General features: G+C 68.0%; 21 protein-coding genes. 15 read left to right on the forward strand and 6 right to left on the reverse strand.

Annotation, left to right across the window (positions count from 1 at the left end; genetic code table 11):
• Positions 1–86 precede the first annotated feature (86 nt).
• The 3 genes from ACEN96_RS01655 to ACEN96_RS01665 are packed head-to-tail and all read left to right on the forward strand — an operon-like array spanning position 87 to position 3,698.
• The gene (locus tag ACEN96_RS01655) at positions 87–269 is read left to right on the forward strand and encodes a hypothetical protein (RefSeq protein WP_495586318.1); all 183 of its coding nucleotides are present in this window, start codon (positions 87–89) and stop codon (positions 267–269) included.
• A gap of 50 nt (positions 270–319) precedes the next feature.
• A complete protein-coding gene (locus ACEN96_RS01660; RefSeq protein ID WP_495586319.1) occupies positions 320–1,567 on the forward strand; it encodes an HlyD family secretion protein in 1,248 nt (415 codons plus the stop codon).
• Positions 1,560–3,698 (forward strand): peptidase domain-containing ABC transporter, encoded by a 2,139-nt coding sequence (locus tag ACEN96_RS01665; RefSeq protein ID WP_495586320.1) that lies wholly within the window; start codon positions 1,560–1,562, stop codon positions 3,696–3,698. Before ACEN96_RS01660 ends, ACEN96_RS01665 begins: the two co-directional genes overlap by 8 nt.
• A gap of 135 nt (positions 3,699–3,833) precedes the next feature.
• Here the strand turns inward: ACEN96_RS01665 and ACEN96_RS01670 are convergent, their stop codons facing one another.
• Together ACEN96_RS01670 and ACEN96_RS01675 are read right to left on the reverse strand one after the other, a co-directional pair.
• On the reverse strand, positions 3,834–4,835 hold the full coding sequence (locus ACEN96_RS01670) for a Bug family tripartite tricarboxylate transporter substrate binding protein (protein ID WP_495586321.1): 1,002 nt from the start codon (positions 4,833–4,835) through the stop codon (positions 3,834–3,836).
• Positions 4,836–4,908: 73 nt separating this feature from the next.
• Positions 4,909–5,190: a YkgJ family cysteine cluster protein gene (locus tag ACEN96_RS01675; RefSeq protein ID WP_495586322.1), complete on the reverse strand. Its 282-nt coding sequence runs from the start codon at positions 5,188–5,190 to the stop codon at positions 4,909–4,911.
• 130 nt (positions 5,191–5,320) lie between these two features.
• Here ACEN96_RS01675 and mnmG point away from each other — a divergent pair, with 130 nt between their 5' ends.
• The 4 genes from mnmG (at position 5,321) to ACEN96_RS01695 (ending at position 9,634) form a co-directional block, all read left to right on the forward strand.
• Positions 5,321–7,288, forward strand: a complete 1,968-nt coding sequence (gene mnmG, locus ACEN96_RS01680) for a tRNA uridine-5-carboxymethylaminomethyl(34) synthesis enzyme MnmG (protein ID WP_495586323.1) — start codon at positions 5,321–5,323, stop codon at positions 7,286–7,288.
• A 66-nt stretch (positions 7,289–7,354) separates the two neighbouring features.
• Positions 7,355–8,023, forward strand: a complete 669-nt coding sequence (rsmG, locus tag ACEN96_RS01685) for a 16S rRNA (guanine(527)-N(7))-methyltransferase RsmG (RefSeq protein ID WP_495586324.1) — start codon at positions 7,355–7,357, stop codon at positions 8,021–8,023.
• Positions 8,024–8,061: 38 nt separating this feature from the next.
• Positions 8,062–8,835: a ParA family protein gene (locus ACEN96_RS01690; RefSeq protein ID WP_495586325.1), complete on the forward strand. Its 774-nt coding sequence runs from the start codon at positions 8,062–8,064 to the stop codon at positions 8,833–8,835.
• Between the two features lie 13 nt (positions 8,836–8,848).
• The gene (locus tag ACEN96_RS01695; RefSeq protein ID WP_495586326.1) at positions 8,849–9,634 is read left to right on the forward strand and encodes a GNAT family N-acetyltransferase; all 786 of its coding nucleotides are present in this window, start codon (positions 8,849–8,851) and stop codon (positions 9,632–9,634) included.
• Positions 9,635–9,654: 20 nt separating this feature from the next.
• Here ACEN96_RS01695 and ACEN96_RS01700 read toward each other — a convergent pair whose 3' ends face one another.
• On the reverse strand, positions 9,655–10,053 hold the full coding sequence (locus tag ACEN96_RS01700) for a GNAT family N-acetyltransferase (RefSeq protein ID WP_495586327.1): 399 nt from the start codon (positions 10,051–10,053) through the stop codon (positions 9,655–9,657).
• A gap of 50 nt (positions 10,054–10,103) precedes the next feature.
• Positions 10,104–11,069: an N-acetyl-gamma-glutamyl-phosphate reductase gene (gene argC, locus ACEN96_RS01705; protein WP_495586328.1), complete on the reverse strand. Its 966-nt coding sequence runs from the start codon at positions 11,067–11,069 to the stop codon at positions 10,104–10,106.
• A 68-nt stretch (positions 11,070–11,137) separates the two neighbouring features.
• Here argC and ACEN96_RS01710 point away from each other — a divergent pair, with 68 nt between their 5' ends.
• The 5 genes from ACEN96_RS01710 to ACEN96_RS01730 all read left to right on the forward strand — a co-directional run bounded on the left by ACEN96_RS01710 (position 11,138) and on the right by ACEN96_RS01730 (position 18,063).
• The gene (locus tag ACEN96_RS01710) at positions 11,138–11,728 is read left to right on the forward strand and encodes an RBBP9/YdeN family alpha/beta hydrolase (RefSeq protein WP_495586329.1); all 591 of its coding nucleotides are present in this window, start codon (positions 11,138–11,140) and stop codon (positions 11,726–11,728) included.
• Positions 11,729–11,780: 52 nt separating this feature from the next.
• Positions 11,781–12,689 carry a ParB/RepB/Spo0J family partition protein gene (locus tag ACEN96_RS01715; RefSeq protein ID WP_495586330.1) on the forward strand — a complete coding sequence of 303 codons (909 nt, stop codon included), beginning with the start codon at positions 11,781–11,783 and terminating at the stop codon, positions 12,687–12,689.
• Between the two features lie 463 nt (positions 12,690–13,152).
• A complete protein-coding gene (locus ACEN96_RS01720) occupies positions 13,153–15,075 on the forward strand; it encodes a PrkA family serine protein kinase (RefSeq protein ID WP_495586331.1) in 1,923 nt (640 codons plus the stop codon).
• Positions 15,076–15,151: 76 nt separating this feature from the next.
• Positions 15,152–16,441: a YeaH/YhbH family protein gene (locus tag ACEN96_RS01725; RefSeq protein ID WP_495586332.1), complete on the forward strand. Its 1,290-nt coding sequence runs from the start codon at positions 15,152–15,154 to the stop codon at positions 16,439–16,441.
• Positions 16,442–16,464: 23 nt separating this feature from the next.
• Positions 16,465–18,063 (forward strand): SpoVR family protein, encoded by a 1,599-nt coding sequence (locus ACEN96_RS01730; protein WP_495588533.1) that lies wholly within the window; start codon positions 16,465–16,467, stop codon positions 18,061–18,063.
• Between the two features lie 119 nt (positions 18,064–18,182).
• Here ACEN96_RS01730 and ACEN96_RS01735 read toward each other — a convergent pair whose 3' ends face one another.
• Positions 18,183–19,616: an FAD-binding oxidoreductase gene (locus ACEN96_RS01735; RefSeq protein ID WP_495586333.1), complete on the reverse strand. Its 1,434-nt coding sequence runs from the start codon at positions 19,614–19,616 to the stop codon at positions 18,183–18,185.
• Positions 19,617–19,789: 173 nt separating this feature from the next.
• Between ACEN96_RS01735 and ACEN96_RS01740 the strand changes: the two genes are divergently transcribed.
• Together ACEN96_RS01740 and ACEN96_RS01745 are read left to right on the forward strand one after the other, a co-directional pair.
• Positions 19,790–20,098, forward strand: a complete 309-nt coding sequence (locus ACEN96_RS01740; protein WP_495586334.1) for a hypothetical protein — start codon at positions 19,790–19,792, stop codon at positions 20,096–20,098.
• Positions 20,099–20,164: 66 nt separating this feature from the next.
• Positions 20,165–20,770, forward strand: a complete 606-nt coding sequence (locus ACEN96_RS01745; RefSeq protein ID WP_495586335.1) for a cob(I)yrinic acid a,c-diamide adenosyltransferase — start codon at positions 20,165–20,167, stop codon at positions 20,768–20,770.
• A gap of 168 nt (positions 20,771–20,938) precedes the next feature.
• Here ACEN96_RS01745 and ACEN96_RS01750 read toward each other — a convergent pair whose 3' ends face one another.
• Positions 20,939–21,919 carry a helix-turn-helix transcriptional regulator gene (locus tag ACEN96_RS01750; RefSeq protein ID WP_495586336.1) on the reverse strand — a complete coding sequence of 327 codons (981 nt, stop codon included), beginning with the start codon at positions 21,917–21,919 and terminating at the stop codon, positions 20,939–20,941.
• A gap of 154 nt (positions 21,920–22,073) precedes the next feature.
• Here ACEN96_RS01750 and ACEN96_RS01755 point away from each other — a divergent pair, with 154 nt between their 5' ends.
• A complete protein-coding gene (locus ACEN96_RS01755; protein WP_495586337.1) occupies positions 22,074–23,162 on the forward strand; it encodes a hypothetical protein in 1,089 nt (362 codons plus the stop codon).
• The last annotated feature ends 3 nt before the right edge of the window (positions 23,163–23,165 follow it).

Raw genomic sequence — 23,165 nt, forward strand, 5'->3', positions numbered from 1 at the left:
TGACAGTTATGCGGGTGTCGGCTCGCTGCTTCAATCCGTCCCGTGCTCAACACATTCCGGGCACGTCACCGAATCTGGAGCCTCTCATGCAAGCCCAACCGCAAAACGTCACCGTCAACACGCAAGTCGAAGAAGGTCTGGTCGAGTTGGACCTGCAAACCCTGGTTCACGTGGGTGGCGGCGCACCGAAGGGCACCTGGGTCGTCGGTTCCGAGTCGCTCGCGACCACGGCCGTCGACACCGAACCCGCCCCCAAGGGCACCTGGTAAGCCCTCGCGGCTGATCGCGACCCGTCAGGTTCGCAACAAAAGGAATCATCGTGGTGGCGCTGTTCCGCGCCGAAGCGCAGGCCTCGCAACAGCAGGCCTGGCTGGGGTCGGTGCAACTGCATCGTCCCGCCACCTTGCGATGGCTGAGCATCCTGGCACTGGGCGGCGTGGTTGCCGTCGGGGCCTTCCTGTTCAGCACGGAGTACACCCGCAAGGCCCGCGTCAACGGCCTGCTGGTGCCCGAGCGCGGCGTGATGCGGCTGAGCGTGCCGCAGAGCGCCACCGTCGTGGCCCGTCCCGTCCAGGACGGGCAGCAGGTGCATGAAGGCGACGTGCTGTTCGTGCTGTCGCTGGACAGCGGGAACCCGACCGGCGACGGCCTGTCGCGGACCTTGAAGGAGCGCGAGCAATCGCTGGGCGCCGCGCAGGCGCAGCAGCGCGAACTCGCGCAGAGCCAGGCGACGGCGCTGAAGGCGCGCATCGCCACGCTGGAATCCACGCTGCGGCAGGCCGATGCCGAGCTGCAGCTGCATGCGGAGCGCGAGGCGCTCGCGCGGCAGAGTCTGGGACGGCTTGAGTCGCTGGCGAAGGACCAGTTCGTCTCGAGCGCCCAAGTCCAGACGAAACGGGAGGAGTTGCTTGGCTTGCAGGCCCAACGGCAGGCACTTTCGCGTGAGCGCGAAAACCTGCAGCGGGAGGCGTTGGGCTTGCAAGCTGAGCTTCATGCGATCCCCTTGAAGGCCCAGGTCCAGCAAGGGGAGCTGGCCCGCGACATCGCCGCGCTGCAGGCGCAGGGTGTCGAGAACGAAGCGCGCCGCCGGCTCGTGCTGCGCGCGCCCAGCGATGGCCTGATGAGCACCGTGCTGGCCGAGCCGGGCCAGGTCGTGCAAGCCGGCACCCAGCTCGCCGCCCTGCTCCCCGCCCGCACGCCGCTGCAGGCGCATCTCTACGCCCCCTCGAGCGCCGTCGGCTTCCTGCGCCCGCACCAGGCGGTGCTGCTGCGCTACCAGGCCTTCCCGTACCAGAAATTCGGCCAGCAGGAGGGCGAGGTGCTGCAGGTCTCGCGCACGCCGCTGCAGGCCGCGGAGCTCGCGCAGCTGGGCCTGCCCGCCGCGATGGCGCAAGGCGAGCCGATGTACCGCATCACGGTGCAGCTGCAGCACCAGTCGGTCCAGGCCTACGGGCAGGACCAGTCGCTCAGCCCCGGTATGCTGCTCGAAGCGGACGTGCTGCTCGAACGGCGCCGTCTGATCGAATGGATCTTCGAACCGCTGCTGAGCCTCGCCCGCCGTGTCTGATGCCCCCGCCGCCGGCGCCCTGGCCCGGCTGAACCTTGGCTGGCGCCGCCGCCGTCCCGTCATCCTGCAGACCGAGGCCGCCGAATGCGGCCTCGCCTGCCTGGCGATGGTGGCCGCGGCGCATGGCCAGCGCTGGGCCCTGGGCGAGCTGCGCGATCGCTTCGCCGTCTCGCTCAAGGGCCTGACCATGGCCGACCTGGTGCGCATGGGCGCGCAGCTGGGCCTCACCGCGCGCGCGCTGCGCGCCGAGCCGCAGACGCTGCACAAGCTGCAGACGCCCTGCATCCTGCACTGGGACTTCAACCACTTCGTCGTGCTGGATGGCATCCAGGGCGATCGCGCGGTGATCCTCGACCCCGCCCTGGGCGAGCGCCGCCTGCCGCTGGCCGAGGTCTCCAAGCACTTCACCGGCGTGGCGCTCGAGCTGCGCCCGGGCATGGACTTCGCGCGCAAGGCGCCGGCGCCCGCGCCGAAGTGGCGTCAGCTGCTGGGCCATGTGAGCGGGCTCAAGCGCTCGCTGGCGCAGGTCCTGGCGCTGGCGCTCGGCCTGGAGCTGCTGGGGCTGCTCGCGCCCTTCCTGCTGCAATGGACCGTCGACGGCGTCATCGTCAGCGCCGACCGCGACCTGCTGGTCACGCTGGGCATCGGCTTCGCGCTGCTGGTGCTGCTGCAGGTCGGCGTCGGGATCCTGCGCTCCTGGGCGGTGATGATCCTGTCGGCCTCGCTCAACCTGCAGTGGCTGTCCAACGTGTTCTCGCACCTGCTGCGGCTGCCGCTGGCCTGGTTCGAGAAACGCCATCTGGGCGACATCTGGTCGCGCTTCTCCAGCGTGCAGGAGATCCAGAAGACGCTGACCGGCAGCTTCATTGAGGCCGTCCTCGACGGACTGATGGTGCTGCTGACGCTGGCGATGATGGTGCTCTACAGCGGCCGGCTGACGGCCGTGGCGCTGACCGCGGTGGCCGGCTACGCGCTGCTGCGCTGGGCCTTCTTCCGGCCGCTGCGCAACGCGCAGGAAGAGGCGCTGACGCACGAGGCGCGCCAGAACACCCACTTCCTCGAATCGCTGCGCGGCGCGCAGGCGATCAAGCTGTTCAACGCGCAGGCCGATCGCAGCGCGCGCTTCTCCAACCTGGTCGTCGAGCAGATGAACGCCTCGCTGACCGGGCGCAAGCTCGAGCTCGGCATGACGCAGGGCAACCGGCTGCTGTTCGGGCTGGAGCGCGTGGCCATCGTCGCCATGGGCGCGATGCTGGTGCTGGACAAGGAGCTCTCGGTGGGAATGCTGTTCGCGTTCCTCGCCTACAAGGACCAGTTCAGCCAGCGCATCGCGGGGCTGATCGACAAGGTCGTCGCGCTCAAGATGCTGCGCCTGCAGGGCGAGCGCCTCGCCGACATCGTGCTGACCGCGCCCGAGGCCGAACTCGACGCGCCCGGCCGCGCGGTGCCGCGCGAATCGGCGCTGGAGCTCGACACGCTGCGCTTCCGCTACGCCGATGGCGAGCCCGAGGTCATCGCCGGCTGCTCGCTGCGCATCGAGCCCGGCGAGTCGGTCGCGATCGTCGGCCCCTCGGGCTGCGGCAAGACGACACTGATGAAGCTGATGCTGGGCATCCATGCGCCGCAGCACGGCGAGATCCGCATCGGCGGCGTGGCACTGGCCCAGCTCGGCGCGAACGCCTGGCGCGAACGCATCGGCACGGTGATGCAGGACGACCAGCTCTTCGCCGGCAGCATCGCCGACAACATCAGCTTCTTCGACCTCGGCGTCGATCCCGACTGGGTCCGCGAATGCGCCCGGCTGGCCTGCGTGCTCGAGGACATCGAGGCCATGCCGATGGGCTTCCAGACACTGATCGGGGACATGGGCTCCAGCCTGTCCGGCGGACAGCGCCAGCGCATCCTGCTCGCGCGCGCACTCTACAAGCGGCCCCAGTTCCTGTTCCTGGACGAGGCCACCAGCGCGCTCGATGTGGAGCGCGAACGGCTCGTGAACGCGAGCCTGCGGCAGTTGCCGCTGACGCGCATCGTGATCGCGCATCGGCCCGAGACCATCGCCGCGGCACAGCGCGTCGTCAGCCTGCAGGGCGGGCGGGTGGTGCAGGATTTGCGGACGGTGCATCAGGCTTGATGGCCTGCCGGCACCGAGCGCAGCGGAGGAAGCCCAGGGGCAGGGCTCCTCATACGCTCGGCAGGCTCCGCTAAATCGTCGCCCTGCCCCTGGGCTTCCTCCGCTTGGGGGGACCTTGGCGTCGGGGCCTTGGCGTCAGTCGGGCTTGATCTTGGCGCGGGCCACGACCTGCTTCCAGCGCTGCTGCTCCTGGGCAATGAACGCCGTGAACTGCGCCGGCGTGTTGCCAATGGCCTCGGCCGCGTCGTGGCTCAGGCGCTCGCGCGCGGCGGCCGACTTGATCGCCTTGGCCGATTCCACCGCGAGCTTGTCCACATGCGCGGGCTGCAGATTCGCCGGCGCGCACAGCCCATACCACTGCGTCATCTCGAAGCCGGGATAGCCCTGCTCCGCCACCGTCGGCACGTCCGGCAGTTGCGGCAGCCGTTCCTTCGAACCCGTGGCGATGCAGCGCAGCTTGCCCGCCTTGATGAACTGCAGGATCGCCGGCGCCCCCACCGAGGCCGCCTCCAGGCGACCGGCGAGCAGGTCCGTCAGCTGCGGCCCGGTGCCGCGGTACGGGACATGCAGGATGAAGAGGTCGGCGACCATCTTCAGGTACTCCATCGCCAGATGACCCGCGCTGCCGTTGCCGGCCGAGCCATAGCTGTACTTGCCCGGGCTCTTGCGCACCAGCGCCACGAATTCCTTCAGGTTGCGCGCCGGCACGTCAGGATGCACGACGTAGAGGCTGGGCACCTTGGCCAGCAGCGTGATCGGCTTGAAGTCCCGGTTGGGGTCGTAGGGCAGCTTGTCGTAGATGTACGGGTTCACGGCCAGCGTGCCGATGTGGCCAAGGATCAGCGTGTGCTGGTCTTCGGCGCGGGCGACCTCGCCCATGGCGATGTTGCCGCCGCCACCCGGCTTGTTGTCCACATAGACCGCCTGGCCCAGCGTCTTGCTGAGCTCGGCGGCGGTGGCGCGCGCGACGATCTCGCTGCTGCCGCCCGGCGCAAAGGGCACGACCAACCGCACGTTGCGCGAAGGCCAGGCGACCTGCGCGAAAGCGGGCGAGGCCGCCGAGCCGAAGGCGGCGCTCGCGCCAAGCGCGGCAGATTGCAGGAGGAAGCGGCGGCGGTCGTCGTCGGTGGGGGTCATGCGGAGTCTCCGATCTGATCTTCTGGAAACACCGACTCTACGGGCGGCGCGCTTTCAGCGTGCTGTCGCCGCGTCAGCGCGCGGGCGAAATGGGCGGCGCCGCGGGCGCCGTCTGCTCTTCCATCCAACCCAGCCAGCGCATGGCCTGCTCGCGGCTGTCGCCGCACATGTCCTCGTGCGGCGGCAGCGAGCCGCAGACCGCGGGCCGCTCGGGCTGGCCGAAGATCTTGCAGCGCAGGTCGCCGTCGAGCTGGATGCAGCGCACGCCGGCCGGCTTGCCGCCGGGCATGCCGGGAATGGGGCTGCTGATCGACGGCGCGATGCAGCAGGCGGCGCAATGGGGACGGCAGTTCATGACCGGCGGATTGTCGTCCGACCGCATGCCCCTGGGACGGTGACTTATCCACAGCCCCGCGTAAAATCGCGCCCTTCCCTCATCTGAACGCCAGCCGGCTGTCCCTGCCGATCCTGCTGGACGCCTTGCCATGCTGTATCCGAAAGAGTTCGACGTGATCGTGGTCGGCGGTGGCCATGCCGGCACCGAAGCCGCGCTGGCCGCCGCCCGCATGGGCGTCCGCACGCTGCTGCTGACCCACAACATCGAGACGCTGGGCCAGATGAGCTGCAACCCGTCGATCGGCGGCATCGGCAAGGGCCATCTGGTGAAGGAGGTCGACGCGCTCGGCGGCGCGATGGCTGCCGCGACCGACGAAGGCGGCATCCAGTTCCGCATCCTCAACGGCTCGAAGGGCCCGGCCGTGCGGGCCACCCGCGCGCAGGCGGACCGGATCCTCTACAAGGCCGCCATCCGTCATCGGCTGGAGAACCAGCCCAACCTGATGCTGTTCCAGCAGGCCGTCGATGACCTGATGGTCGAGGGCGATCGCGTGGTCGGCGCCGTCACCCAGTCGGGCCTGCGCTTCCGCGCCCGCGCGGTCGTGCTGACCGCCGGCACCTTCCTCGATGGCCGCATCCACATCGGCCTGGACAACTACGCCGCCGGCCGCGCCGGCGATCCGCCGGCCGTGTCGCTGTCGGGCCGCCTCAAGGAACTGAAGCTGCCGCAAGGCCGGCTGAAGACCGGAACGCCGCCGCGCCTGGACGGCCGCACGATCGACTTTTCCAAGTGCGCGGAACAGCCCGGCGACCTGGACCCGGTGCCGGTGTTCAGCTTCATGGGGAACGCGGCCCAGCATCCGAAGCAGCTGCCCTGCTGGATCACCCACACCAACGAGCGCACCCACGAGATCATCCGCTCCGGCTTCGACCGCAGCCCGATGTTCACCGGCGTCATCGAGGGCGTCGGCCCGCGCTACTGCCCGTCCATCGAGGACAAGATCAACCGCTTCGCCGACAAGGACTCGCATCAGATCTTCCTGGAGCCGGAGGGCCTGACGACGCACGAGTTCTACCCGAACGGCATCTCGACCTCCCTGCCCTTCGACATCCAGCTGGCGGCGGTCCAGTCCATTCCTGGGTTGGAGAACGCGCACATCCTGCGTCCGGGCTACGCCATCGAGTACGACTACTTCGACCCGCGCGAGCTGAAGTCGAGCTTCGAGACCCGCGCCATTGGTGGCCTGTTCTTCGCGGGCCAGATCAATGGGACGACCGGCTACGAAGAGGCGGCCGCGCAAGGGCTGTTCGCCGGCCTGAACGCCGCGCTGCAGGTGCAGGGCAAGGACGCCTGGCTGCCGAGCCGGGACCAGGCCTATCTGGGCGTGCTGGTGGACGACCTGATCACCAAGGGCGTCACCGAGCCCTACCGGATGTTCACGAGCCGCGCCGAGTTCCGGCTGCAGCTCCGCGAGGACAACGCCGACATGCGCCTGACCGAGATGGGCCGCCAATTGGGCCTGGTGGACGATGCGCGTTGGGACGCCTTCAACCGGAAGCGCGACGCTGTTTCACGTGAAACAGAGAAGCTGAAAACGACTTGGGTGCATCCCAACATCCTCCCCGCCTCGGATGCGGAGCGGCTCGTTGGGAAGGCCCTTGAGCGTGAATACAACCTCGTCGATCTGCTGCGCCGGCCCGGAGTCACCTTTGACACGATTGCCGAGGTCGCGGCCATTGCCCGGCCGGAGGCAGGTGTCTCCCGCACCGCGCTCGTTGAATCGCTGGGTGGCGATATCGCGGATGCCGTCGTCGAGCAAGTCGAGATCAGCGTGAAGTACGCCGGCTACATCAGCAAGCAGCAGGAGGACGTCGCCCGCGCGTCGAACTACGAGCACCTGAAGCTGCCCGAGGACCTCGACTACGGCCTGGTCACGGCGCTCTCCTTCGAGGCCAGACAGAAGCTGAACAAGCACCGGCCCGAGACGCTGGGACAGGCCTCTCGCATTTCCGGCATCACGCCGGCGGCGATCTCGCTGCTGCTGATCCATCTGCGCAAGGGTCGCTTCAAGGGCTTCACCGACCAGGATGCGGTGGCCGAGTCGAGCGCCGTCTGATCCGTCATCGGCCGGTCCCACTCCCCTTCTCTCACTGCTAGCCGCAACGACCACCTTCCGCCGTAGATGACCGAACTCGACCTGCGCTCCCGACTCGCCGCCGCCGCGGACACCCTCGACCTCGGCCTGAACGACCGGCAACTGGACCAGCTGATCGCTTACCTGGGGCTGCTTTCCAAGTGGAACAAGGTCTACAACCTGACGGCGGTCCGTGATCCGGAAGCGATGCTGACGCAGCATCTGGTCGACAGTCTCAGCCTCATTCCCCCGCTGCGCCGGCATGCTGCGGGACGCCCATTGCGCCTGATGGATGTCGGGAGCGGCGGTGGCCTGCCTGGCGTGGTCATCGCGATCTGCGATCCGACGATCTCCGTCACCTGCGTCGACACGGTGGGCAAGAAGGCGTTCTTCATCGCCCAGGTCGCCGCGGAGATCGGCCTGCCGAATCTGCGCGCGGAGCACTCGCGGGTCGAGAAGCTCAAGACCGAGCCCTTCGACGTGATCACGTCCCGCGCCTTCGCGTCGCTGGCCGACTTCACCGAATGGACCCGGATGCACCTCAAGCCCGGCGCCGTGTGGGCGGCGATGAAGGGCCAGCATCCGGCGGAAGAACTGACGGAGCTCGCTCAACGGGCGCCGGATCTGTCCGTGTTCCACGTGGAACAACTCGAAGTTCCTGGTCTCGACGCCCAGCGCTGCCTGCTCTGGATCCGTCCCGCCACTTCCATCGGTTAAGCTCCGCCCCTCTCCAGCGACTCGTTCCCCGACCATTCATGGCCAAGATCTTCTGCGTTGCGAATCAAAAAGGCGGTGTCGGCAAGACCACCACCACGGTGAATCTGGCTGCCGGTCTGGCCAAGGTCGGTCAACGGGTGCTGGTCGTCGATCTCGATCCGCAGGGCAACGCGACCATGGGCTCCGGCATCGACAAGCGCGCCCTGTCCCTGACGGTCTATGACGTGCTGCTGGAATCGGCCACCATCGCCGAAGCCAAACAGCGCAGTGAGAAGGCGGGCTATGACGTGCTGGGCGCCAACCGCGAGCTGGCCGGCGCCGAAGTGGAACTGGTCGAGCTCGAGCGCCGGGAGAACCGGCTCAAGGGCGCCCTCACCGCCGCGGCCAACGATTACGACTTCGTCCTGATCGACTGCCCGCCGTCGCTGTCGATGCTGACGCTGAACGGCTTGTGCTCGGCGCACGGCGTCGTCGTGCCGATGCAGTGCGAGTACTTCGCGCTGGAAGGCCTGACCGACCTGGTCAACACGATCAAGCAGATCCACGCCAACCTGAATCCGGACCTCCAGATCATCGGCCTGCTGCGCGTCATGTTTGATCCCCGGATCACCCTGCAGCAGCAGGTCAGCGAGCAGCTGAAGGCGCACTTCGGCGACAAGGTCTTCGACACGGTCATCCCCCGCAACGTCCGATTGGCCGAGGCGCCCAGCTATGGCCTGCCGGGCGTCGTCTTCGATGGCGGATCGAAGGGCGCGCATGCGTTCATCGACTTCGCCAAGGAAATGGTCAAGCGCGTCGGCGCGATGCGCTGAGCGCGGGGCTGACGTGCGGCCCGAACTGGACGCCCTCGCCCGCCGGGCCGAGCTCGCCGGGCTCAATGCGGCGTCGGCGCCACGTGAAGCGCAGGTCGACGGTTGGCTGCTGCGGCTTTCCCCAGGGCATGCGCGGCGCTCGCGTTGCGTGAATGCCGTCGCCTCCGGTTCGCTGCCACTGGACGAGATCCTGCGGCGCTGCCGCACCGCCTTCGATCAGGCAGGCCTGCCGCTGATCCTGCGGCTCACCCCTTTCAGCCAACCGGCCGATCTCGCTGAACAGCTCGAGGCACGCGGCTGGCGTGCCTTCGGTCCGTCCGAGGTGTGGGTGCTGCCGGCGCTGGACGGCTTCGATGACGACCATGGCCTGCAGGCGCTGTCGTCCGCCGAGTACGCCGCGCTCATCGGTGGCTTGCGCGGTTCTGATGCCGCCGAGATCGAAGGACATGCCCGCCGCCTGGAACAGGCCAGCGTCCGGCATCAGGCCTTCCGCCTGGTGAGCGGCGGCGAATTGCTCGCCTGTGGGCAGGTCGCGATCGATCCCGCTACCGATGGATCTTCCGTGGGCGGCATGGCGGGGCTGTTCGACATCTTCACCCCGCCCTCGCAACGCGGTCGCGGCCATGGCCGCCGGCTCTGCGCCGCGCTGCTGGCCATGGCCCGCCGTCAGGGCGCTTCATCGGGGTATCTGCAGGTCGCCGCCGAGAACGAGGCGGCCAAGCGCCTGTACGCCGCCCTGGGCTTCCTGCGCGCCTACGACTACCACTACCGCAGCGACGATCCGCGCACCTGGGACTGAGCGCGCGGCGTTGAAGGCGTTCAGTCGCGGGGCTGCCAGACCTTCAGCAGCGTGTGGCGGGTGAAGCCCGGCACGAAGTCGTGCACGTGGCTGATGCAGGCGTAGCCGAGGTGCTCGTAGAGCTCGGCAACCTCGTCCAGCAGCGTTTCGATCAGCGCGTCGACGCAACCGCGCTTCAGCGCCATCGCCTCGATCTGTCGAAGGCAATCGCTGCCCACGCCCTGCCCCCGATGGTCCGCATGGACCCACAGGAAGCTCACGTACAGCCGCTGGAACTCGGTGCGGCCGAAGGCGCCAGCGACCAGCGTCTCGCCGTCGTAGAGCGCGATCGCGATGTCCTCCGCGTCGCTGCCCTGCGCCTGCTGGCGTCCATGGGCGATGACGCCGTCGCGGATCGCGTCGAGGTCGGTCCGCGGCACGGCGCCATCCCGGCGCCACGTCCTGCCCACGGATTGCTCAGGATCAGCCATCAGATGCTGTTCACGTCCGGACCGGTCAGGCCCAGCGACTCGTCGACGCCCAGGTGCACATTCATGCTCTGCACCGCGGCGCCGCTCGCGCCCTTGCCCAGGTTGTCCAGGCGCGCCATCACGAGGATCTGCTGCTCGCTGCCGAACACGAACAGGTCGACGTTGTTCGTGTCGTTGCAGGCCTGCACGTCGAAGAAGCCGCCCGCCAGCGTGTCCGGATCGCGCAGCGGCTTCACGTGGATGAAGCGCTCGCCCTCGTAATGCGCGGCCAGCGCGTCGCGGACCTGCTGCGGCGTCGTGCCGGCGCGCAGCTGGCTCAGGTGCAGCGGCACCGTCACGCCCAGCCCTTTGTAGAAGTTGGCGACGATGGGCATGAACACCGGTGCCGTCTTCAGGCCGGTGTGGGCCATCATCTCCGGCAGATGCTTGTGGGCCAGACCCAGCGCGTACGGACGCGGCGCGGTCAGCTTCGGATTTCCGCCTGCCTCGTACTCCGCGATCATCGACTTGCCGCCGCCGGAGTAGCCGGTGATCGAGGTCGCCGACACCAGCGCGTCGGCTGGCAGCAGCCCGGCGTCCACCAGCGGGCGCACCGCCAGGATGAAGGCGCTGGCATGGCAACCCGGGTTGGCGATGCGCTTGGATTCGCGGATCGCGGCGCGCTGGCCCCGGGCCAGTTCCGGCAGGCCGAAGGCCCAGCCCGGCGCCGTGCGGTGCGCGGTGCTGGCGTCGATCAGGCAGGTGCCGGGATTGGTCACCATGGCGGCCGCCTCGCGCGAGGCCGCGTCCGGCAGGCACAGGAAGGCGACATCGGCCGCGTTCAGCAGCCGCGCGCGCTCGGCGGGATCCTTGCGCTTGTCGGCGTCGATGCGCAGCACCTCGATGTCGGCGCGCTGCGCCAGATATTCATTGATGCGCAGGCCGGTCGTGCCTTCCTGCCCGTCGACATACACCGCGTACTTCATCGCCGCTCCTGCAAAATCCGCTGCCTCCGGGACCCTCCCGAAGAAAGCGCGAAGCATAAGGCCAACAGATGTCACAGCACCCCATTCCGACGAATGACCTCGATGCCCAGGCCCTCGCGCACCCCGTCTACCTGTTGCCGGGCTGGCTGAACTCCGACCCCGATCATTGGCAGAGCGCCTGGCAGCGCCTGCATGGCGACACCCGCGTCGAGCAGGACGACTGGGAATGGCCGCGGCGCGGCGACTGGATGGCCCGGCTCGACGAGGTGCTGCAGCAGGACGCGCGCCTGGTCGAGCGGCCCGCGCTGCTGGTCGCGCACAGCCTCGGCTGCCAGCTGGTGGCCGCCTGGGCCGGGCATTCGGCCCATACCGGCCGTGTCAAGGGCGCGCTGCTCGTCGCGCCGCCCGACACCGAGCGCGAGGACACCCCGCCCCAGCTCCACAACTGGCGCCCGATCCGGCGCCCTCGCCTGCCCTTCGCCTCGATCGTCGTGGCGTCCAGCGACGATCCCTTCTGCCGCCCCGAGCGCGCCGCCGGCATGGCGGCGGACTGGGGCGCGGAATTCGTGCTGGCGGGCCCGCTGGGGCACGTCAACGCGGCCTCCGGGCTGGGCGACTGGGCCGAGGGCCGCGCGCTGCTCAGGCGCCTGGCCGCGTGACCCCGACACGAGGCTGACGGCCCGCCCCCCGAATCGCGGAGAATCGCGCCCCATGGCGACAAAGAAACCCAAGGGGCTCGGCATGGGCCTGGAGGCCCTGCTGGGCCCCAAAGTGAGCGACGCACCGGCGGTGCGCGACGGCGAACCCGGCGTGCTGCCGCTGGCGCAGCTGCAGGCCGGCAAGTACCAGCCGCGCACCCGCATGGACGAGGGCTCGCTCTACGAGCTGGCCGAGAGCATCAAGGCGCAGGGGATCATGCAGCCGATCCTGGTGCGCCCGATCGCGCCCAACGGCGCGGTCCGCTACGAGATCATCGCCGGCGAGCGCCGCTTCCGCGCCGCCCGGCTGGCTGGCCTGGCCGAGGTGCCGGTGCTGGTCAAGCCGGTGCCGGACGAGGCCGCCGCCGCGATGGCGCTGATCGAGAACATCCAGCGCGAGGACCTCAACGCGCTCGAGGAGGCGCAGGGCCTGAAGCGGCTGGTCGACGAGTTCGGCCTGACCCACGACCAGGCGGCGCAGGCGGTGGGCCGTTCGCGCAGCGCGGCGTCCAACCTGCTGCGCCTGCTAAACCTGGCCGAGCCGGTCCAGAACATGCTGATGGCCGGCGACATCGACATGGGCCACGCGCGCGCGCTGCTGGCCCTGGACGGCGCCCATCAGATCACCAGCGCCACCGAGATCGCGGCCAAGAAGCTCAGCGTGCGCGAGGCCGAGAAGCTCGTGCAGCGCCAGCAGGGCGCGGGCCGCCAGGCGCCGCTGCTGCGCGTCAAGTCGGACAAGAGCCGCGACGTGCTGCGGCTCGAGGAAGAGTTGTCGGACCTGCTGACCGCGCAGGTCGAGATCCGCGTCAAGAAGAAGACCAAGCGCGGCGAACAGGGCGAGGTCGCCATCAGTTTCGGCTCGCTGGACGAATTGAACGGCTTGCTGCAAAAGCTGCGACCGCCGGGCGCCGAGGAGTGAGCCCGGGCCAGCGGGCAAGCCTGGCCACTTGGCTGACCAGGCTGACCAGGCCGACCACCTGACTGGCCACCCGGCCTGAAACCATGAGCATGGCACGCGCGGCGCGTGCCGTCTTCCTCGTACTTCCCACAGGTCCCCGCTCGAGGGGGACGGTCAACGGCAATGCTTCACAGACGTTGCCTGAGGGAGTACAAGGGGTCACGTCTTGCTCTCGCGCATCGCTTCCGATGGGCGTAGCATGGATCCACCAAAGCCTCGCCGCCTTCGAGGTTGTCCACGGGACCGGACATGGGGCGGTGGTCTTTGAGCCAGCATGGGCTGGCCGTTTGCTGAAAGCTTGCTGAGCTCGGAAAGCTCTGATGACGCCTTGAGTCATGGACGTCGCCAGAACTTCCTGGACGATGCGAGGTCCGTTGTCGCACGGGTCCGCGTCGCCTCCCCACGAACTACTCTGGAGGTCAGCATGGATGTGATCAGCCATTTCGCCGCTCGCTACGAGCGCAGCAAGGTCGAGGAACTCACGCTGGAGGAGTACCTGGACGAGTGCAAGCGAAATCCCCTCGCCTATGCCACCGCGGCCGAGCGCATGCTCAAGGCCATCGGCGAGCCGCAGATGCTGGACACGCGCAACGACCCGCGCCTGTCGCGCATCTTCCAGAACAAGGTCATCAAGATCTATCCGGCCTTCGCCGAGTTCTTCGGCATGGAGGACGCGATCGAGCAGGTCGTCAGCTACTTCCGCCATGCCGCGCAAGGGCTGGAGGAGAAGAAGCAGATCCTGTATCTGCTGGGCCCGGTGGGCGGCGGCAAGAGCTCGATCGCCGAGCGGCTCAAGCAGCTGATGGAGCATGTGCCGTTCTACGCGCTGAAGGACAGCCCGGTGAACGAAAGCCCGCTCGGGCTCTTCGATCCGATCGAGGACGGCCCGCTGCTCGAAGGCGAGTACGGCATCCCGCGCCGCTACCTGAACCGCATCCTGAGCCCGTGGGCGGTGAAGCGGCTCGATGAATACGGCGGCGACATCCGCAAGTTCAAGGTCATCAAGCGGCTGCCCAGCGTGCTCAAGCAGGTCGGTGTCGCCAAGACCGAGCCGGGCGACGAGAACAACCAGGACATCAGCTCGCTGGTGGGCAAGGTCGACATCCGCAAGCTCGAGACCTATGCGCAGGATGACCCCGATGCCTACAGCTTCTCCGGCGGCCTGTGCCTGGCCAACCAGGGGCTGCTGGAGTTCGTCGAGATGTTCAAGGCGCCGATCAAGGTGCTGCATCCGTTGCTGACCGCGACGCAGGAAGGCAACTTCAAGGGCACCGAGGGCTTCGGCGCGATCCCGTTCGACGGCATCGTGCTGGCGCACAGCAACGAGAGCGAGTGGAAGACCTTCCGCAACAACAAGAACAACGAGGCCTTCCTCGACCGCATCTACATCGTCAAGGTCCCCTACTGCCTGCGCGTCAGCGAGGAAGTGAAGATCTACGAGAAGCTGATCCGCAACTCCTCGCTGGCCGAGGCCAAGTGCGCGCCCGGCACGCTGAAGATGATGGCGCAGTTCGCGGTGCTGACGCGGCTGAAGGATCCGGAGAACTCGAGCGCCTTCAGCAAGATGCAGATCTATGACGGCGACAACCTGAAGGACACCGATCCCAAGGCCAAGTCCATCCAGGAGTACCGCGACTACGCCGGCGTCGATGAAGGCATGTCGGGGATCTCGACGCGCTTCGCGTACAAGATCCTGTCCAAGGTCTTCAACTTCGATTCCACCGAGGTCGCCGCCAATCCGGTGCACCTGATGTACGTGCTGGAACAGCAGATCGAGCGCGAGCAGTTCCCGCAGGAGGCCGAGCAGAAGTACGTCGGCTTCATCAAGGAGGTGCTGTCGCCGCGCTATGCGGAGTTCATCGGCAAGGAGATCCAGACCGCCTACCTGGAGAGCTACAGCGAATACGGCCAGAACATCTTCGACCGCTACGTGACCTACGCGGACTACTGGATCCAGGATCAGGAATACCGCGACACCGACACCGGCGAGGTGTTCGACCGCTCGGCGCTGAACGCGGAACTCGAGAAGATCGAGAAGCCCGCGGGCATCAGCAATCCCAAGGACTTCCGCAACGAGATCGTGAACTTCGTGCTGCGGGCGCGGGCCAACAACGCCGGCAAGAACCCGACGTGGACCAGCTACGAGAAGCTGCGCACGGTGATCGAGAAGAAGATGTTCTCCAACACCGAGGAGTTGCTCCCGGTGATCAGCTTCAATGCGAAGGCGAGCGCCGACGAGGCCAAGAAGCACGAGAACTTCGTGCAACGCATGGTCGACAAGGGCTACACGCCCAAGCAGGTGCGGCTGCTCTGCGAGTGGTACCTGCGGGTGAGGAAGTCGAGCTGAGGACAAGGGCCCCGCGCGCCGGCGCCAGGCAACGGCGCGGCGCGGGGCTCCCACGACGAGAACCAGCGAGGTCCCCATGACCGGCCTTCAACAAATCATCGATAGACGGCTGTCGGGCAAGAACAAGTCGATCGGGAATCGCGAGCGCTTCCTGCGCCGCTATCGAGACCAGATCCGCGAGGCGGTGCGCCGCGCGGTGGACAAGCGCGGCATCCGCGACATGGAGCGCGGCGAGGACGTGCACATCCCCAAGCGCGACCTGAGCGAGCCGGTGTTCAACCACGGCGACGGCGGCATCCGCGAGGTCGTCCGCCCCGGCAACACGGAGCACATCAAGGGCGACCGCATCGGCAAGCCGCAGGGCGGCCAGGGCGGTGGCGGCGGCTCGCAGGCCAGCGACTCCGGCGAGGGCGAGGACGACTTCGTCTTCCACCTCAGCAAGGAGGAGTTCATGCAGGTCTTCTTCGAGGACCTGGCGCTGCCCAACCTCGCGCGCACGACGCTGGCCGAGACGCCCGAGTACAAGACCGTGCGGGCCGGCTACGTCACCGACGGCACGCCGACCAACCTGCACGTGGTGCGCTCGATGCGCGGCGCGCTGGGGCGGCGCATCGCGCTGGGCATGGACAAGCGGCGCGAGCTCGGCGAGCTCGAGACCCGGCTGCAGACGCTGCGGCAGGAAGAGGACCTGCGCCGTCCCGAGATCCAGGCGCTGATCGCCGAGACCGAGGCCCGCATCGTGCTGCTGCGCCAGCGCATCGGCGCCATCCCCTTCCTCGATCCGATCGACCTGCGCTTCCGCAACCGCATCAAGGTGCCGCAGCCGACCACGCGGGCGGTGATGTTCTGCCTGATGGACGTGTCGGGCTCGATGGACGAGAGCCGCAAGGACCTGGCCAAGCGCTTCTTCATCCTGCTGTACCTGTTCCTCACGCGGCATTACGAGAAGATCGACGTGGTCTTCATCCGCCACCACACGCAGGCGCAGGAGGTCGACGAGCAGAACTTCTTCCACGCCACCGAGACCGGCGGCACGGTGGTGTCCTCGGCGCTGGTGCTGATGGAGGAGATCATCCGCGCCCGCTACCCGGCCGGTGACTGGAACATCTACGGCGCGCAGGCCAGCGATGGCGACAACTGGCACCACGACAGCGGCCGCTGCCGCGAGCTGCTGGCCGACAAGATCCTGCCGCTGTGCCGCTACTACGCCTACGTGCAGGTCGCCGAGGCCGAGCAGAACCTGTGGGAGGAATACGCCAAGCTCGAGGACGAGGTGCATCACTTCGCGATGCGCAAGGCCGTCGAGGTGGCGCAGATCTACCCGGTGTTCCGCGACCTGTTCAAGAAGGAAGGGGCCACCGCATGAGCGCGGGCCCGGAGGACACGACCATGAGCAGCCTGGAGAACCGCCGCAACGTCGGCGTGGGCGTCGGCGCCAACGAATATGGCGGCCGCCGCGTGCGCGCGCCGCTGACGAAGATGCGGCCGCTCGAGAAGCGGCCCGACCGGCCGCTGCCCTCGCCCAGCGACTGGACCTTCGAGCTGATCGAGGCATACCACGAGGTCATCCGCGCCACCGCCGAGCGCTACGGCCTGGACACCTATCCCAACCAGCTGGAGGTCATCACCGCCGAGCAGATGATGGACGCCTACGCGTCGGTGGGCATGCCGGTGAACTACCGGCACTGGAGCTACGGCAAGGAGTTCATCGCCACCGAGCGCCATTACAAGCGCGGCCAAATGGGCCTGGCCTACGAGATCGTCATCAACTCGGATCCGTGCATCGCCTACCTGATGGAGGAGAACACGATGGCGATGCAGGCGCTGGTGATCGCGCATGCCTGCTACGGCCACAACAGCTTCTTCAAGAACAACTACCTGTTCCGGATGTGGACCGATGCGTCGTCGATCATCGACTACCTGGTCTACGCCAAGCACTACGTCGCCGACTGCGAGCAGCGCCATGGCCTGGATGCGGTGGAGGCGACGCTGGATTCCTGCCATGCGCTGATGAATCACGGCGTGGACCGCTACCGCCGGCCGGCGAAGCTCTCGCTGGCGCAGGAACAGGCGATGCGCAAGGACCGTGAGGCCTATGCGCAGCAGCAGGTGAACGACATGTGGCGCACGCTGCCGCGGCGTCCGGAGGACGAGGCCAAGGCGGAGGAGAAGCGCCGCTTCCCGGACGAGCCGCAGGAGAACCTGCTGTACTTCATCGAGAAGAACGCGCCGCTGCTGGAGCCCTGGCAGCGGGAGATCGTGCGCATCGTCCGCAAGGTCGCGCAGTACTTCTATCCGCAGCGCCAGACGCAGGTGATGAACGAGGGTTGGGCCACCTTCTGGCACCACAAGCTGTTGAACACGATGTACGACGACGGCTACCTGTCGGACGGGATGATGATCGAGTGGCTGAAGTCGCACACCAACGTGGTGGCGCAGCCGCCGATGGCGCAGATCAATCCGTATGCGCTGGGCTTCGCGATGTACACGGACATCAAGCGCATCTGTGAGCAGCCCACCGCGGAGGATCGCGAGTGGTTCCCGGCGATCGCGGGCAGCGAGTGGCTGCCGACGCTGGATCATGCGATGCGCAACTTCAAGGACGAGAGCTTCATCGCGCAGTACCTGAGTCCGAAGCTGATGCGGGATTTCCGGCTGTTCTCGATCCTGGACGACGAGCACCAGGCCGAGTACGAGATCTCCGCGATCCATGACGAGCAGGGTTATCAACATGTCCGCCAGACGCTGTCGCGGCAGTACGACCTGTCGACGCGCGAGCCCAACATCCAGGTGTGGAATGTCAACCTGCGCGGCGACCGTTCACTGACCCTGCGGCATCAACAGCACCAGGACCGTCCGCTGCATGACGATGCCCAGGAAGTGCTGAAGCACGTCGCGCGCCTATGGGGTTTCGGCGTACAGCTGGAGAGCGTGAACGCCCGAGGCGACGTCACCAAGCGCTGGAGCGTCCCCGCCCCCCAACATTGACCGCACGCCCCCGCGACGTCCTCGCTCCCTGCCGGCGGAAGCCGGGGCGGGGTCGACGATTTGCGGAGCCTGCGGAGCGTATGAGGAGACCCCGCCCCGGCTTTCGCCGGCGGGTGGAGTCAAAGAAAGATCTTCCCCGGATTCATGATGTTGTTCGGGTCGAGTGCCCGTTTGATCGCGCGCATCTGATCGACGGCGCCCTCCCCGGCTTCCTGGAGCAGGAAGCCCTGCTTGTGCAGCCCGATGCCGTGCTCGCCGGTGCAAGTGCCTTCCAGCGCGATGGCCCGGGCGACCATCTGCGCGCTCAGGCGTTCGGCGGTCTCGCGTTCCTCGGGAATGTGAGGGTCGATCAGATAGCCCAAGTGGAAGTTGCCATCGCCGACGTGGCCGACGATGAAGTACGGCAGCCCGCTCGCCTCGACCTCCTCCACCGACGCGTTGATCGATGCCGCGAGCTGGGAGATCGGCACGCAGGTGTCTGTCGTCACGGCGCGGCATCCCGGCTTCATCTGCAGCGCGGACAGGTAGGCGTGATGGCGAGCGGTCCACAGCCGGGTGCGCTCCTCCGGCGTGGTGGCCCATTCGAAGCCGGTCCCACCGTGTTCCGCGGCGATCTCCTGCACCGTTGCGGCCTGTTCCGTGACGCCGGCCTGCGAGCCATGGAATTCCATCAGCAGCATCGGGGCCTCGCGCAGCGTCAGCTTGTCGTGCCGGTTGACCGCGCGCACCGCGTGCGCGTCGAGCAGCTCGCAGCGCGCGATCGGCACGCCCATCTGGATGATCGCGATCGTGGTCCGCACCGCGGCGTCGATGGATTCAAAGGAGCAGACCGCCGCCGACACCGCCTCGGGCAATGGATAGAGCCGCAGCGTGATCTCGCAGATCGCGCCTAGCGTGCCCTCGCTGCCCACGTACAGCCGCGTCAGGTCGTAGCCGGCGCTGCTCTTGCGCGCGCGCGAGCCGGTGTGGATCAGCCGGCCATCCGGCGCCGCCACCGTCAGCCCGAGCACGTTCTCCTTCATCGTCCCGTAGCGCACCGCGTTCGTGCCGCTGGCGCGGGTCGCCGACATGCCCCCGATCGACGCATCGGCGCCCGGATCGATCGGGAAGAAGAGTCCCTGATGACGGACTTCCGCGTTCAGCTGGTTGCGCGTCACGCCGGCCTGGACGGTCACCGTCAGGTCCTCGGCATCGACGCTGAGGATGCGGTTCATCCGCGACAGGTCCAGGCTCACGCCGCCCTGCACCGCCAGCAGATGGCCTTCGAGCGAGGTACCCGCGCCGTACGGGATCACCGGCACGCGATGCGCGTCCGCCAGCGCCAGCACCGCGGCGACGTCCTCGTTGCTCTGGGCATGGACGACCGCCTCGGGCGGCGGCACGTCGAACGGCGACTCGTCGCGGCCATGCTGCTCGCGCACGGCCATCGCCGTGCTGCAACGATCGCCGAAGCGCGCCTTCAGCGCCTCGAGCATCGCCGGCGGCATCGGCCGCGGCGCATGAACGGGCTGATGGGCGGCGGGGAAAGCTCCGGACTCTCGGGGCGCATGCATCGCGGTCTCCTGGTTCCACGCGGTCCTGGCCATCTCGGCCGGCCGGTGTGTCCGATCGATTCTAGGAACACGGCGTGCTGCATTCGCTTGCATCGCCACGCTTGCACCGCGACCCGCACAGTGACAGCATGAACGGATCGCGCGCTCGGTTCGCGCGACACGAGGAGGCCGCCATGTCCCATCTGTGGTTATGGACGATCTGGGCGCTGCTGCTGGCGATGCTGATGCTCGTGAGCACGCGCATGGACTGGCTCCGGGTCTGGTGGATGGATCAGCTCCGCCACCTGCCGGGCGACGCCGACGCGCCCGACGACATCGATCCCGGCTCGCCCGCCGGTTCGTCCGGCACGGGCAAGCCGACGCACCATGTGCCCCGGCCGGTCGGCATCCCGAGACAGGCGGTGCATGACATCCACGGCCATGCCGCCGCGCTGACGCACCACCACCGTCCCGCCTTCCATCGCAGCGGTCGCCGGAGCTGAGGGCACGTCCGGCGAGTTGCGGCAAGATGCCGGGTTTGCACTTCCGCAGCCCGCGCGGCTCCCGCCATGGCCAATCGACTTTCCCAGATCGCGACCCGCACCGGCGACGACGGCACCACCGGCCTCGGCGACGGCACCCGTGTCCCCAAGGATCATCTGCGCGTCCAGGCGATGGGCGATGTGGATGAACTGAATTCCCAGATCGGCGTGCTGCTGGCCGAGCCGCTGCCCGAGGCGGTGCGCGAGCTGCTGGTCACGATCCAGCATGAGCTGTTCAACCTTGGCGGCGAGCTCTGCATGCCGGGCTACAGCCTGCTGAAGGAGGCGGCGGTGCTGCACCTGGACCAGGCGCTGGCGGACCACAACGCCACCCTGCCCCGCCTGGCCGAGTTCATCCTGCCGGCCGGCACCCGCAGTGCCGCGATCGCGCATGTCTGCCGCACGATCGCGCGCCGCGCCGAGCGCGCCGTGGTCACGCTGGCCGCGCAGGAGACGATCAACGCCGCGCCTCGCCACTATCTGAATCGCCTGTCGGACCTGCTGTTCGTGCTGGCGCGCGTGCTGAACCGGGCCAACCTCGATGGCAAGGGCGGCGACGACGTCTACTGGAAGAGCGAGCGGTTGGCCCGTTATGAAGCAGAGGAAGCCCAGGAGAACCACCGGGAGGGGTGAGGCTGCGGCATTTCACCCTCGCCCCTTTGGGGAGAGGGAGGGGAGAGGGGTCTTTCGCCAAGCGCTGCTGCCCTTCGAAGCACCCCCTCTCCCCTGCCCTCTCCCCCCTCGCGGGGGGCGAGGGAGTTTCGTGCGGCAGGCAGCGCTACGGCTTCGGGCCAAGTCCAATCAGGCAAGAGCTGCGGCGGCGGCTTTGAGGCGCTTCGTGTAAGCCTCGCGCAACGAGGCCGGCGCCAGCACGTCGACCTGTCCCGCATGGCGCAGCAGGTCCATCAGCAATTCCGTCGCGTCGACGAAGGGCAGCTCCAGCTGCCAGCGTCCGTCGGGCAGCCATTCGCTGCGCTGGGACGGATGCCATTCCTCGCTCGAGACCCACGCGGCGATCTGCGCGCTGAACACCACCGTCGCCCATTGCGGATCGCCGCCAGCAAAGATCCCGTAGCCCTGATCCAGCTCCCCTTCGAGCTCCTTCAGCGGCAGGCTGCGCGCGGCCTGCCCCTCGAGGACCTCCGCGTCCTCCATCGCATCGAGCGCGAACCGTCTCAGCCCATCGCTGGCATGGCACCACGCATCGAGGTACCAGGTGTTCCGGTAATGCACCAGGCGCTGCGGTGACACCACGCGCTCGCTGACCGAGCCGCCACCCGCGCCCCGCTTGCGATAGCGCATCCGCAGGCGCTGCCGCTTCACGACGGCACTGCCCACGGTCTCGAAATGCTGCGACGGCACCCGCCGCCGCGCCGTCGAGATCAGCTTGATCCGCCGCGTCATCTCCTGCGCCTGCGCGTCATCGCCGCCCAGCATGCCGGTGAGCTTGTCCAGCATCGGCTGCAGATGCCGGCTCAGCAGGCCGTTCTCATCGAGGCCGGCCATCATCTGATGCATCGTCAGCAACGCGTGCAGCTCCTTCTCGCTGAACCAGACGCCCGGCAGCTCATGACGCTGGCCGCGCCACTGCTGGCCGAAGCGGTAGCCGTTCTCCGCGGCGTCGTACTCGATCGGCGCGTCCATCCGCTCGCGCAGGTATTGCAGATCTCGCTTGAGCGTGGCGGGCGACACCTCCAGCAGTTCGCGCATCTCCGCGAAGCTCACGCAGCCGCGGCTGCGGATCAGCATCTCGATCTTGTAGAAGCGCTCGGTGCGATCCATGCGGTGGCTCTCCTGACAGATTTCGGTCGGCCGACCACAACTTTCAGCCGGCCTGTTTTGGGGTGGCTCATTCTATGAGCCACCTGACTCGAATACTTGATCCCAAGCCTGAATCACTTGTCCTCCAGGTCTTCAAGTTTTCAAGGAGAGCCCCATGGCCGCCACGATCCACCGCAACGACGACGCCATCACCGTTCAGCAACTCGCCCTGCCGATGATCCCGGCCGAGGCACGCGACCGCGCGGCGGACGAGGCGGGCGCGTCCAGCCACGAACGCGTGGGCTTCGAACTCGGCTGGGACTACGCCCACCACGGCATGACGCCGCCGGTGGAGCAGCTCTTCCGTCAGTCGCCGCTGCAGCAGGGCTGGCAGCTGGGGCGCTCGACCTTCGGCGCGCGCACGCTCAAGGCGCCGGCGCACACGCAGTTGTGGCTCTCGCTGCGCCTGCATGCCTGGCAGCGCGGCCGCAGCTTCGAGACGCTGCTGCTCACGCCCAACTATCTGCAGCAGCTGGACACCACGCACTGCCCGGTCAGCCGCCTGGCCTTCAGCGAGGAACCGGATCATCCGCAGCGCCGCTCGATCGACCGTGTCCGCGACGACGCCGGCTACGCCGCCGGCAACCTGGCCGTGATGAGCCACGCGGCCAACGTCGCCAAGCTGGATCGCGGCTGGCAGCAATGCTGGGCGATGGCGCAAAGCCTGCGTGAAGGTCCGATGACCATGGCCGGCGGCCTCAACGCGGACGCATGGGAACGGATGGCGATCCTGGCGAGCTTCGTGACGCCGATGGCGCACGACCTGGCGGCGCAGTTGCCGATGCTGGTGCTCCCGCCGAACCGGCTGCGCCTGTTCAACCCGGTGCAGGCGCTCCAGGCCTTGGTGACGCGCCAGCTGGCGACGCCCGGCTGGAGCCAGCGCCTCACGCGCCTGGAAGCGCTGATGGCCGAGACGCTGCGCGCCGACTTCCGCAAGTTCGTGCTGGCCCTGGTGCCGCGCGTGCTGCGCTGCCAATCGCTGACGGACCCGATGGACATCCGCTGGGCGCTCGAGGACGCATGGCGTGATCCGCTGTTGCAGAAGCGCTGGACGCGTTTCGCGCAACAACTGACCCCGGAGCTGGCCGAGGCCCTGGTGCAACGCGCCGCGAACAAGCGCCTGAGCCCCGTGCGCGTGCAGAGCCACGCGGCGCCGACGGACGGCTGGGCGCTCGAGCGCCAGGGCTTCCGCACGGCCTCGTGATCC

Source organism: Roseateles sp. Mitsp63 (assembly GCF_059491535.1).